Here is a 12,319-nt window from a genome sequence, read left to right on the forward strand (position 1 = left end):
AGGTGTTCGATGGGCTCAGCGCGATCTGTGTCGTCTATGCCGCGGCGGCACTTACCGGCATCCTGATCGCCGAGGCCTGCTACCTGCTCTATGCCGGCCGCAGCGACAAGCGCACCGCCATCAACCGGCGCATGAAACTGCAGGAAAACACGATCAGCCAGGAGCAGGTGCTTGTGCAACTGCGCAAGGAGCGCGGCCTTGACGCGGGTACGTCGCTGTTCTCGCCGGAACGGTTCCGCGCCTTGCGAACCCAGTCTGGCATGGTCATGCCGCTGCCGAAATTCCTGATGACCACATGCGGCGCGGCATTCGCCGCGGCACTGGCCGCCATGTGGTACGGCTTGCCGCCGCTGCTCGGGCTCGTCCTGTTTGTCATGCTTGTGCCGATCCTGCCGGTGATGGCGCTGCGCTTCAAATGCGGCCGTCGGCTGAAGCGGTTCGGCGCGCAACTGCCGGAGGCACTGGAACTGATCACGCGCGGCCTGAAGGCCGGCCATCCGGTACCGGTGGCGATCGCCATGGTGGCGCGCGAGATGCCCGACCCGATCGGCAGCGAATTCGGCGTCATCGCCGACGAGGTGACCTATGGATCGGACCTGGTTTCGGCCTTGAACTCGCTGTTCGACCGGGTCGGCCATGAGGACCTGCCGCTGTTCGTCACCGCCGTCTCGATCCAGAGCAGTTCGGGCGGCAATCTGCGCGAGATCCTCGACGGCCTGGCTTTGACGATCCGCGAGCGTGGCAAGCTGCGCCGCAAGGTGCGCGCCATTTCGACCGAAGGCCGCATGTCGGCCTACATCCTGACGGCGATACCGGCGCTGTTGTTTGCCGCCATCATGGCGCTGATGCCAGCCTTCTACCGCAACGTCTGGGGTGAGCCGCTGACCTGGTACCTGATTGGCGGCTCTGTCGCCTGGCTAATGCTGGGCAATCTGATGATGTTCAAGATGTCGAATTTCAGGTTCTGACATGCAAGCCTTCATCGAATTCCTCGCCTCGCTTGCGCCGACCTCGTTGATGCCCGTAGCCATCCTGTTGCTGGCCGTGGGCGCCGTCGCGGTGGCCTGGCCGATGGTGGCGGCGAAGGGCGACCGCAACGACGTCATGCGCCGGCTCAAGGTGGATCACGGTCCGGTGGCCGCGAAGCCCGAGCCGGTGCCGAAGAAGAATACCAGCATCGTGCGCGAGAAGGCGGTGAAGAGGGCGCAGGAATTCTATGCCAAGAGCGATCCGGAAAATGTCGCCCGGCTGCGCATGACGCTCATCCAGGCGGGCTACATGGAGCCGCGCGCCGTCGGCATGTTTTTCCTCGTCCGGTTCATTGCGATGATCGGCACGGCCATCGGTGTCTTTGTGCTCAACCAATGGATGGCCAGTCCAGACGCGACGATGGCCAGCCGGTGGACGTTCGTCATCCTGTCGGGAGCGGCCGGCTACTTCCTGCCTGGGCTGGTGCTGAGCCAGAAGGTGCGGGAAAAGCGGCGCGAATACCGCAACGGCTTTCCCGATTTCATGGACCTGATGATCGTCTGCTCGGATGCCGGCATGAGCATGGAGGCCGGCATCGAGCGCGTTTCGAAGGAACTCGCCAAGACCTATCCCGCGCTCAGCCAGAACCTGCAGCTTGTGTCGCTGGAGCTGAGGGCAGGGCGCAGCCTCGACGATGCGCTGAAGGCGCTTGCCGACCGCCTCAGCCTGGACGAGGTGCGTTCCTTCGCCACGCTTCTACAGCAGTCGAAGGAACTCGGCACCAGCCTGTCGGGGGCGCTGCGCGTCTTTTCCGATGAAATGCGCCACAAGCGCATGTCGCTGGCCGAGGAAAAGGCGCACGCCCTGCCGGCCAAGATGTCGGTGCCGGTAACGGTGTGCATCCTGCCGGTGGTGCTGATGATCGCCGTCATCCCGATCATCGTCAAAATGATGACGGAGCGCTAGGAAGCGCGTCCCTCGAACGCCCAGTCCAAGCCGTGTCTTGCACGCGGCCCGGTCAAGATCCTCTGGCCTGCACCGGGTGGTTAATGGCTGGTGTGCCCAAAGCTTAATTTTGAGCGTGTTTCGGCACCGAAGTTTAATCGCCTTTCCTGTAATGTGTTTCCTGAAGAACGACCCGGCAAATCGGGCGATGAGGCAGGGGCATGCGTCACAGTAATTTCACGGCAATGGCTGCGGTGGCGGCCGTCTTAATGATGTCTGGTTGTACGACGAGTGGCGTCGACACCACCAAGACCACGGCCATCCAACCGGTGGCAAAGGACATCGATACTTCCGATCTGGCGCAAGGCAAGGCGCAGTTTCGCGACGCCAATTACGGCCTCGCCGAACAGCACTTCCGCAAGGCCGTCGAGTTGAAGGCCGACAATGCCGAAGCCTGGATGGGGCTCGCCGCTTCCTATGACGAACTTGGCCGCTTCGACTTCGCCGACCGAGCCTACGACCAGCTTCTGAAAGTCGCCGGCCGCAAGCCGCAGATCGTCAACAACATGGGGTATTCGCAACTGTTGCGTGGCAATCGCAAGAAGGCCAAGGCGCTGCTGCTCGAAGCGAGGGCCGGCATGGCCGATCCGACGGTCGTCAACGCCAATCTCGCGCTCTTGAACAAGGGTTGATCTGGTCGTGGCGTTCTGGAGCCGGATTATGCTCTAGGGTGCTGTTTCGGGACACAGGGCATGGACGCTTTGTAAACCCTATGCGCAGGTTGCGTCGGAAGACCGGCCGAAAACCCGTATCCGAGGGCTGCCGCTGACCTAGAATGCAGTGCAACCGCCGACTCTCGAAAGGCCCTCGCCCAACATGTTGGACTTCAGTTCGCTCCTGCTCGCGGCCGCGCTGTCGGGCACATGCCTCAGCGCTACCATGTTTGCGATCTGGTTCACCGCGCCCAAGGCACGCTTTGTGCTGACTGTGGCATGCGGCATTCTGGTGCTCGTCGCGCATGTGATCCTGTTTTGGCGATACACCAAGGAGCCCGATCCGGTGCTCTGCCAGATCGTGCTTGCGCTGCTCAGCCTGGGGTTCCTGATCCTCTGCCTGTCGGCCATGCAGTATCTCGGCGTGCCCAGCCACAGACGTGCCGTTGCACCGACGCTCGCCGCCATGACTATTTGCGCGGCCGTGACCTCCATCGGCCTCGACGGTGTCGGCTTCATCATCACCTACGCGACGGTGACGGCGCTGCTCTCGGCGATCGGCGCCATGTTCTGGATCAACGGCAGCCATGATCGCCGGATCCTGCTGGTGGTTTCGTTTCTGAGCGGCACCTGTGCGGTGTCGTTTGCGCTCTGTGGCATGGTTTTGCTGGGCAAGGGGCAGTGGGCGCTCGCGGTCGCGCCCGACAATTGGGCCGAACGGCTGAACTCCGTCGTGGCGGTGGCCTGCATGACCGGGCTCGGCGCCTTGACGCTCTCCCTCCATCATCTTCAGGCGCAGATCGAACTGAAGGCCGAGACCATGACCGACCCGCTGACCGGGTTGATGAACCGCCGGGGATTAATGTCGCTCTATGGCGAGCGGAGTTTCGGTCCATTCATGTTCGTCGTCATGTTCGACCTCGACCACTTCAAGCGGACGAACGACGTCTACGGTCACCCGGTCGGCGACCAGGTGCTGTGCCGCTTCGCCGCCGTCATCAAGAAATATGCCCGGACCGGCGTCGACGCCTTTCGCCTGGGCGGCGAGGAATTTGCCGTCGTCATGTCGCGGATGACGGAGGAAAGGGCCTACGACCTCGCCAGCAAGATCGGCGTTGCCTTCGGCACCGAAATCGTTGCCACCCCGCTCGGCCCGTTGCGCAGCACGGTCAGCGGCGGCATCGGCTTTGGCGAGGCCGATGGCCGCAGCCTCGACGAGGTGCTGGCCGAGGCGGACATAGCGCTCTATGCCGCCAAGCGCGCCGGGCGAAATTGCGTCATCAGCCGCAAAGGCATGAGCAAGGCCGAACCGGGCAAGCCGGCCTTGCGCTCAGCGTAGTTACTCGGCCGCACCCAGATAATCCGACAGAGGCGGGCAGGAGCAGACCAGGTTGCGGTCGCCTGCAACATTGTCGATGCGCGACACCGGCGGCCAGTATTTTGCTGCCGTGTCGGCGTCACCGGCGGGATACGCCGCCTCCAGACGCGAATAGGGATGGGTCCACTGGCCGGCCAGCGCCTCGGCGGCGGTGTGCGGTGCGTTGACCAGCGGATTGTCGGCCAAAGGCCAGTCGCCCCTGGCGACTTTCGCTGCCTCTCCGGCGATGGCGATCATCGCCTCGCAGAAGCGGTCGAGTTCCCGCTTGGGCTCGGACTCGGTCGGCTCGACCATCAGTGTGCCGGCGACCGGGAACGACATGGTCGGCGCATGGAAACCATAGTCGATCAGGCGTTTGGCGACATCGTCGACACTGATGCCGGCGCTCTCCTTGAGCACGCGCGTGTCCAGGATGCACTCGTGGGCAATGCGATCGTGCCTGCCCTTGTAGAGGAGCGGGAAGTGCGGTGCGAGCCGCGTCGCCACGTAGTTTGCCGAAACGATCGCCGTCTCGGTCGCCTGCTTCAGGCCGGAACCGCCCATCATGCGGATGTACATCCAGGTAATCGGCAGGATGGAAGCACTGCCGAAGGGGGCGGCCGACACGGCATGCGCCGAGCCTTCGGTGACATGACCCGGCAGATAGGGTTTTAGGTGCGCCCTTACGCCGATCGGGCCGACACCTGGGCCGCCGCCGCCATGCGGAATGCAGAAGGTCTTGTGCAGGTTCATGTGGCAGACATCGGCGCCGATGTCGCCGGGGCGAGCGAGGCCGACCAGCGCGTTGAGATTGGCGCCGTCGAAATAGACCTGTCCACCATGCTCATGGATGAGGGCGCAGAGATGGCGCGCGCCTTCCTCATACACGCCATGCGTCGAGGGATAGGTGAACATCAGCGCCGCGAGATTCTTGGAATGCTCATTGGCCTTGGCCCGCATATCGTCCATGTCGATATTGCCATCCTCCAGGCAGCGCACGACGACGACGCTCATGCCGGCCATCGCCGCGCTCGCAGGATTGGTGCCATGTGCGGAAGATGGGATAAGGCAGATGGTGCGATGGCCTTCGCCGCGCGAGCGGTGATAGGCGCGGATGGCAAGCAATCCGGCATACTCGCCCTGGCTGCCGGCATTGGGCTGCAGGCTGACCGCGTCGAAACCGGTGATCTCCGACAGCCAGCCTTCCAGTTCGCCGGCCATGGCGCGGTAGCCGGCCGAATGGCTGGCCGGCGCGAACGGATGCAGGTTGGCGACGCTTGGCCAACTCACCGGCATCATCTCGGCGGCGGCGTTGAGCTTCATGGTGCAGGAGCCCAGCGGGATCATGGTGCGGTCGAGCGCCAGATCCTTGTCGGCCAGCCGGCGCAGGAAGCGCATCATCTCGGTTTCCGACTTATTCTCGCGGAACACAGGTTGCGTCAGAAACTCCTTGCCGCGCGGCTTTCCCGGCACCGTGCTGTCGGCCGCGGGACCAGCCTTGGCGCCGAACAATGCCGCGATTGCGTCGAGATCGGCATCGGTCGAGGTCTCGTCGAAGCTGATGCCGACATGGTCGGCATCGATGACGCGTAGCAGCCGGCCGGTCTTTTCGGCCGCAGCGGCGATCTGCGCCGCCTTGCCCTTCGCCTCCACCGTCACCGTGTCGAAGCGGCTGGCGCCGATCACCGCCACGCCTGCCGCCTCGAGGCCGCCTGCCAGACGGTTGGCCAACGCGTGGATGCGCCCGGCAATCGCCTGAAGCCCGGCGGGGCCGTGCCAGATGGCATAGGCGGTCGCCATGTTGGCAAGCAGCGCCTGCGCCGTGCAGATGTTGGAGGTCGCCTTGTCGCGGCGGATATGCTGTTCGCGTGTCTGCAAGGCAAGTCGGTAGCCGGGCCGGCCCTTGCTGTCGGTCGACTGGCCGACCAAGCGGCCGGGCATCAAGCGCGTCAGCCTGTCGGCGACGGCGCAATAGGCGGCGTGCGGGCCGCCAAAGCCCATCGGTACGCCAAAACGCTGCATCGGTCCGACGGCGATGTCGGCGCCGAGCTTTGCCGGTGCGTCGGTCAGCGTCAGGCCGAGCGGGTCGGCGATGAACACGACCAGCGCGCCGGTGGCGCGTGCCTTGTCGATCGCTGCCTTGTGGTCGCCATAGACGCCGAACGTGTCCGGCCAGGAAACAAGCAGGGCGGCGGTGTTGTCGTCGATCGCCTCGCCGTCGATCTCGATGCCGAGCGGTTCGGCGCGGGTGCGCACCACGTCCAGCGTTTGCGGATGCGGCGTGCCGGCAAGCGCCACCTTGGTGCGCTTGTCGCGGTGATGCCGCAAGGCGATGCCAACCGCTTCGGCGACCGCCGTTGCTTCATCGAGCAGCGAGGCCGACGCCACCGGCAGGCCGGTCAATTCGGCGACCAGCGTTTGAAAATTGAACAGCATTTCGAGCCGGCCTTGGCTGATCTCGGCCTGGTAGGGCGTGTAGGCCGTGTACCAGGCTGGGTTCTCGAACAGGTTGCGCTGGATGACCGGTGGCACGTGGACGCCGTGGTAGCCGGCGCCGATGAAGCTCTTCAGCACCGTATTTTTCGCCATGATCGCCGACAGTTCGGCCAGCGCTTCCGCTTCGCTGGCCGGAGCTGGCAAGGCGAGCGGCTGGTCGAGGCGGATCGATCTCGGCACGGCCTGGCTGATCAGCGTCTCGATCGAGGGAACGCCGATGACGGCGAGCATTGCTCTGGTGTCGTTGACGCCCGGGCCGATGTGGCGGGCCATGAAGGGGTAGGGGGCTGCGGTCATGTGTCGAGATCCTGATGTCAACCGATATGGGCTTTATAGGCGGCCTCATCCATGAGGCCGGCGAGTTGGCTTTCGTCGGCGAGTTTCATCTTCCACAGCCAGCCGGCGCCGGTTGCCGCCGAATTGACCAGCGACGGGTCCGACGACAGCGTGCCGTTGGCCTCGGTGATTTCGCCGTCGACGGGCGCATAGACGTCGGAGGCCGCCTTGACGGATTCGACCACCACGGCGGTGTCGCCCTTGGCCAACTTCTTTCCCGTCTCGGGCAGTTCGACGAAGACGAGATCGCCAAGCTGCTCCTGGGCGTAGTCGGTGATGCCGACGGTGGCGATACCGCCCTCGACGCGGAGCCATTCGTGATCTTCGGTGAAATAGGTCGTTGCCATCGGATTCATCCTTTGCGGTAGCGATGCGGTGTGAAGGGCAGGGAACTGATATCGACTGGGATCTTCGTGCCGCGCACATCGGCGAAAACCCGAGTGCCGGGCTTTGCCAGCGGCGTTGCGACATAACCCATGGCGACCGGATGGCCGGCCGAGGGGCCGAAGCCACCTGATGTGACATGGCCGGCGGGATTGCCGTCGGCATCAAAGAGCGCGGCGCCGGCGCGCACCGGCTGGCGGCCCTCGGGCTTCAGCCCGACCCGCTTTTGCGCCGGTCCCCGCTCAACGGCGGCGCGCAGGGCGTCGGCGCCGATGAAGGCGCCGGTAGCGCGGATTTCTTTCGGGATTGCCCACATCAATCCGGCGCTGGCCGGGTCGGTCTCCGGCGTGATGTCCTGGCCGTGCAGGCAGAGCCCGGCCTCCAGCCGCAGGCTGTCGCGTGCGGCAAGGCCGATCCACAGCACGCGCTCATCGCCGAGCAGTTTCGCGACGAGGTCGCGCGCATCGGTCTCCGGCAGGCCGATCTCGAAACCGTCCTCGCCGGTATAGCCGGAGCGGCTCATGAACCAGTTCTGTCGTGGCTCGACACCATGCATGAACAGCAGCGAGCCGGTCTCGATGCCGGCGCGGGAAAGGGCAGCCCAGGCTTCAGGGCCCTGGATAGCCAGGAAGACACGGTCGAGCGGTTCGACCCTGGCGTCAAAATCCACGGCAAGCGCCCGCAAATGCTTTTCGTCGGCCACGGCGTTGCCGGCGTTGGCGACGACCATGAACCTGATATCGCCCACCCTGGTGACGATCAGGTCGTCCAGGATGCCGCCAGCCTCATTGAGGAAGAAGGACAGTTTGGACTGCGAGATTTCGAGCGCGCCGGCATCCAGGGGACAAGCGCGGTTGAGCAGCGCAACCACCTCCGGTCCACTGACCTCGAACAGCTTCATATGCGAGATGTCGAAGAGGCCGGCATGTTCGCGGGCGTGAAGATGCTCCTTCATGACGCCGGCCGGATAGGTCAGCGGCATCGACCAGCCGGCAAAGGCGCCAAAGCGCGCACCTGAGGCCATATGGATATCTTCGAGGGGAAGGTGTCTGGTGTCGTCGCCCGTCATGTCATCTCCAGAGTCGCACGCAATCGGTCGCGAATGGCGACCAGTCCGTGCCCCTCTGTCTGAAGCCTGAGAGACTCGCGCAACCGGAACTCTGTCAGCGGCGCTTACACCTTCGGCGCGGGGGCAAGCCCCGACTTTCCAGAGTGTCTTTCCCGTCTACGGTTCTTTTGCCTGAGAGATTTCGGGCGATTTCCCCTTCGGCGACAGCTTTCGCTGTTCTCTCCCGCAAACAGGTAGGACTCGCAAGAGCCCTCGACTCGTCATCCATAGCCCGTCGACGACACATTGTCACCTGCCAGCGACGTCTAAAGCGCGTCGCGCCGAAACGGATTCAGGCGATGCGCTTTGGCTACTTGTGTTGATGCATGTCGTTTTCCCAAAACCGCGGCACACTTTTGAGCAACATGCGTTGGCTGACAAGTCTTCGCTAACCACGCCGTTTGCCAGTTTTTCAAGACACTGCTGATATGGTGGCTTCTGTAAGCTTGGGCAGGCGCTTGCCGGCAGCGGACGGGGAAGACAAATGAGCGAATTGATCATGAGCGCGCTGGTGGCGGGGCTGGCCTCGAAAAGCCGCATCACCGGGGAAGACGTGGCCATCGTGCGCCATGAAGTGTTCGGCGACGGCGTGGTGACGCGCGGCGAGGCCGAGGCGCTGTTCGCGCTGGACGCCACGGCCAAGGACAAGTGCCAGGAATGGCCTCCGTTCTTTGTCGAGGCCGTCACCGACTACATCGTCCACCAGGAGAAGCCGTCCGGCTACATCTCGCAGGACAATGCCGACTGGCTGATCCGCACGATCTCGCGTGACGGCATGGTCGACAGCCGAACCGAACTCGAGCTGCTGGTCCATGTGCTGGAAGAAGCAAGATCGTCGCCGAGCCAGCTTTGCGCCTATGCGCTGGAGCAGGTCGCCCACGCCGTCATCGACGGCAAGGGGCCGTTGATGCTCGGTGGTGCGTTGGTTCCCGGACTGATCGCCAAGGCGGAGGTCGAGCTGCTGCGCCGGATCCTCCACGCCCATGGCGGCGACGGCAACATCGCCATTACCCGCCCAGAGGCCGAGGTGCTGTTCAAGATCAACGAGCGCACTGCTCAAGGACAAAACGATCCGTCCTGGAACGATCTGTTCGTCAAGGCGATCGCCAATTTCGTCATGTGCTCGGCCGGCTATGAGGCGCCGACACGCGATGTGGCGCTGCGCCGTGATGCCTTCCTCGAGCACGCCGATCCGGAAATCGGCGGCTTCTTCAGCCGCATGGTCTCCGGTGGCCTCGCCGGCATCATGGAGGCCTATCGCTCCCCCAGCGACATCGAAGCCGAGTGGGAAGCCAAGAACAGGGCGGCCGAGGCCCTGGCCCGCCGCGCCGAGACGATCGATGCCGGCGAAGCCGGCTGGCTGATCGAGCACATCGGGGTAGGCAGGCCTTTGTACGAGAACGAACGTGCGCTGCTGACGCTGATCAAGCACGCGTCACCGGAGATTCACCCGGCGCTTAAGCCGCTGCTCGACAAGGTTGCCTGAACCGGCGGGCAGCGCTCGCTACGCCCCCGGGCCGATCATTATTTTGCGGTGTGCGATTCAGATTCCACCGTACCAGTCGTAGCCATTGTCTTCCCAATAGCCGCCCCTGCCGCCGCCGACATTGGCGAAGCCGTCGACCAGCTCGATCTTGTAGAGATATTTCGGCATCTTGTAGCCGAGCTGACGCTCGACGCGGGCCCGCAGCGGCGCGCCGTTCTCGACCGGCAGCGGCTTGCCGTTCAGGCCATAGGCAAGGATCGTCTGCGGATGGCGGGCATCGATCAGGTCGATGGTGCCGTAATACTTGATGTCGCCGGAGAGGCTGCGGTCGATCGTGTCGAGGCAATGGAACATGACGTAGCGCGCCTGCGGCTTGACCACTGCCTGGTCGAGCACCAGCGACAGCGGCGTGCCAGTCCATTTGGCGATGCAGCTCCAGCCTTCGACGCAGTCATGGCGGGTGATCTGGGTGCGGCTCGGCATGTTCATCAACTGCTCGCGGCTAAGCGACAGCGGCTTTTCGACAAGGCCCGAAACCTCCAGCCGCCAGTCGGCGAAATTGTTGGCAAGCAAGCCTTTGTAGACGTCGTCATCGGGGGCCGTGACGCCGTTCGGCCGCTGCGGCTGGCGGATGTCGGCCTCGGTGAACTCCGGCGCCAGCGCGTCGCGGCCGGCAAGCAGGCGTTGCGCCCGGTACGTCAGGCCATTGGCGTTTTCGAGGAAACTGCGCAGGCCGCTGCCAATGCTCAGCTGGCTGTCGAAGGCGTCGCAGCCGGACAGCATGATGCCGGAGGCGCCAAGGCTGGCGCCCGTCAGGAATTTTCGGCGGCTGATCTCGAACTTTGCCATGTCACGCACTCCTCTCGGTGGAATTGTCGTCGCGTGCGGGAGGATCGGTGCGGTACCAGCCGGTGATGATCGAGCGCAGTTCGTTGATCGGGCCGGCAGCCAGGATCATCAGGATGTGGACGACGAAGAAAGCGACCAGCAGCACCATGACGGTGAAATGGATGGTACGTGCCGTCTGCCGGCCACCGAGCAGATCGTTGAGGAACGGCAGCACCGAGTCCATGCTGGGCGACATCGCCAGGCCGGTGATAATCATCAGCGGCAGCAGCACGAACAGCACGCCGCCATAGGCCATCTTCTGCAGCGTGTTGTATTCCCGCGTGTGGTGAAATTTGAGCTTGGCGTGGTCGACGATGTCTTTCGGCAGTCGCCTGAGATCGTCGAGGCGCGGCGCGAGATCGCGGCGCAGATGGCCGTTCACGGTGCTGGCGACCAGCCAGACGATCAAGGTCGTGGTCAGTATCCAGGCAAAGAAGAAATGGATGACGCGAGCGGTGCCCAGATCATAGTAGGACGGGATGGTCGCCCAGGATGGGAAGCCGCGCGCCGTTTCCTGGCCTGCCGGCCCCGACCAGCCGAGCACGCCCGTGGTGTCGAAACGATGCCCGAAGATTTCGGTATAGCCACGTGCACCGGCGTTGGTGTTCTCGGCGCCAATGGCGAAGATGGTGTTGTTGTAGTCGAAGCCCGACTGCTTGCCGATATAAAGCTGCGGGCGGGCGTTGAAGATCTGCAGGCCGGAAAGCAGCATGAAGAACAGCGAGATAGCCCAGATCCAGTGCGTCAGCCGCGTCCAGCGCGACTGGCGGTAGATCAGCGTCTCATCCTTCGAGGCGGCAGGGTCCGCTCCGGCGGTGGGTTGGCTTCTGGCAACCGATTCCATCTTGTCTCGTCTCCTGGCCTCGCGGCGTGGCCTGCGCGCTCATTGTCCTCCTGATACGTCGCCAACCAAACCGATGTTTCATCCGATCACGGAATTATTATGGGCTGCCCAAGCTGACGGCGAGATTGACGGCCGCGGCGACGATGACCGTGTTGAAGAAGAACGACAGGATCGAATGGACAAGCACGACACAACGCATATGCGTTGTCGAGATGTTGGTGTCGGCAGTCTGCGCGGTCATGCCAATGACTGCCGAGAAATAGAGGAAATCCCAGCCTTCCGGCCGCTTGTCGCCCGGGAACAGCAGCCCGCCGACCGGCATTTTCTTCTTGGTTTCAGTGTCGACGGCATCGCCGTCCATCCAATAGACATGGGCATAGTGGAGCGCTGCCATGGCATGCATGGTGAACCAGCCGAGCGGGATCGACAATAGCGCGAAGCCAAGCTCGACAGGATGGCCTCTGTCCTTCTGATTGATCAGCAGGAACAGTGAAACAATGGCGACGACGACCACGATCAGCGTTACAGCGAAGATAACCAGCACCGGCTGGTCGGTGGCACGCGCGTTCTTGCTGAGGTAACGACCGGTAAGCCTTGGCATCTGGGCGACGACCAAAATGACATAGATGGCGAAGAACGCATTGGTGCCGATCGAATAAGGGAGTGGCGCACGCAACAGCAGCGCAACCGCCAGTGCGACGGCCCCTATGCCGGCCGCCACGATGAATTGCCTGTGCCGACGCATTGGTGAATTGATCGAAGTTTCGGTGACCATGGCCCAGCTTTCAGAAAA

The 12,319-nt window shown here is 63.5% G+C and carries 11 protein-coding genes and 1 riboswitch; of the genes, 5 read left to right on the forward strand and 6 right to left on the reverse strand.

The window, feature by feature from the left end; genetic code table 11:
• Window positions 1-2: 2 nt before the first annotated feature.
• The 4 genes from AC07FD_RS01840 to AC07FD_RS01855 all read left to right on the forward strand — a co-directional run bounded on the left by AC07FD_RS01840 (window position 3) and on the right by AC07FD_RS01855 (window position 3,966).
• On the forward strand, window positions 3-968 hold the full coding sequence (locus tag AC07FD_RS01840) for a type II secretion system F family protein (protein ID WP_478348403.1): 966 nt from the start codon (window positions 3-5) through the stop codon (window positions 966-968).
• A 1-nt stretch (window position 969) separates the two neighbouring features.
• Window positions 970-1,935: a type II secretion system F family protein gene (locus tag AC07FD_RS01845; protein ID WP_478348404.1), complete on the forward strand. Its 966-nt coding sequence runs from the start codon at window positions 970-972 to the stop codon at window positions 1,933-1,935.
• Window positions 1,936-2,135: 200 nt separating this feature from the next.
• A complete protein-coding gene (locus tag AC07FD_RS01850; protein WP_095087887.1) occupies window positions 2,136-2,606 on the forward strand; it encodes a tetratricopeptide repeat protein in 471 nt (156 codons plus the stop codon).
• A gap of 184 nt (window positions 2,607-2,790) precedes the next feature.
• Window positions 2,791-3,966 (forward strand): GGDEF domain-containing protein, encoded by a 1,176-nt coding sequence (locus AC07FD_RS01855; RefSeq protein ID WP_478348405.1) that lies wholly within the window; start codon window positions 2,791-2,793, stop codon window positions 3,964-3,966.
• Here the strand turns inward: AC07FD_RS01855 and gcvP are convergent, their stop codons facing one another.
• The 3 genes from gcvP to gcvT are packed head-to-tail and all read right to left on the reverse strand — an operon-like array spanning window position 3,967 to window position 8,269.
• Window positions 3,967-6,777 (reverse strand): aminomethyl-transferring glycine dehydrogenase, encoded by a 2,811-nt coding sequence (gene gcvP, locus AC07FD_RS01860; protein ID WP_478348406.1) that lies wholly within the window; start codon window positions 6,775-6,777, stop codon window positions 3,967-3,969.
• Window positions 6,778-6,794: 17 nt separating this feature from the next.
• Window positions 6,795-7,163 (reverse strand): glycine cleavage system protein GcvH, encoded by a 369-nt coding sequence (gene gcvH, locus AC07FD_RS01865; RefSeq protein ID WP_095088133.1) that lies wholly within the window; start codon window positions 7,161-7,163, stop codon window positions 6,795-6,797.
• Between the two features lie 5 nt (window positions 7,164-7,168).
• Window positions 7,169-8,269 carry a glycine cleavage system aminomethyltransferase GcvT gene (gene gcvT / locus AC07FD_RS01870; RefSeq protein WP_478348407.1) on the reverse strand — a complete coding sequence of 367 codons (1,101 nt, stop codon included), beginning with the start codon at window positions 8,267-8,269 and terminating at the stop codon, window positions 7,169-7,171.
• Between the two features lie 149 nt (window positions 8,270-8,418).
• A riboswitch (glycine riboswitch) is annotated at window positions 8,419-8,505 on the reverse strand.
• Between the two features lie 287 nt (window positions 8,506-8,792).
• On the opposite strand from gcvT, the gene AC07FD_RS01875 reads away from it, so the two are divergent.
• Window positions 8,793-9,794 carry a hypothetical protein gene (locus AC07FD_RS01875; RefSeq protein WP_478348408.1) on the forward strand — a complete coding sequence of 334 codons (1,002 nt, stop codon included), beginning with the start codon at window positions 8,793-8,795 and terminating at the stop codon, window positions 9,792-9,794.
• A gap of 57 nt (window positions 9,795-9,851) precedes the next feature.
• Here the strand turns inward: AC07FD_RS01875 and AC07FD_RS01880 are convergent, their stop codons facing one another.
• The 3 genes from AC07FD_RS01880 to AC07FD_RS01890 all read right to left on the reverse strand — a co-directional run bounded on the left by AC07FD_RS01880 (window position 9,852) and on the right by AC07FD_RS01890 (window position 12,301).
• Complete coding sequence (locus AC07FD_RS01880) at window positions 9,852-10,643, reverse strand: molybdopterin-binding protein (protein WP_095087897.1); 792 nt, start codon at window positions 10,641-10,643, stop codon at window positions 9,852-9,854.
• 1 nt (window position 10,644) lies between these two features.
• Window positions 10,645-11,526: a cytochrome b/b6 domain-containing protein gene (locus AC07FD_RS01885; protein WP_478348409.1), complete on the reverse strand. Its 882-nt coding sequence runs from the start codon at window positions 11,524-11,526 to the stop codon at window positions 10,645-10,647.
• A 97-nt stretch (window positions 11,527-11,623) separates the two neighbouring features.
• Window positions 11,624-12,301, reverse strand: coding sequence for a DUF1345 domain-containing protein (locus AC07FD_RS01890; protein WP_478348410.1), 678 nt, complete (start codon window positions 12,299-12,301; stop codon window positions 11,624-11,626).
• Window positions 12,302-12,319 lie beyond the last annotated feature (18 nt).

It is taken from the genome of Mesorhizobium waitakense, assembly GCF_056431085.1.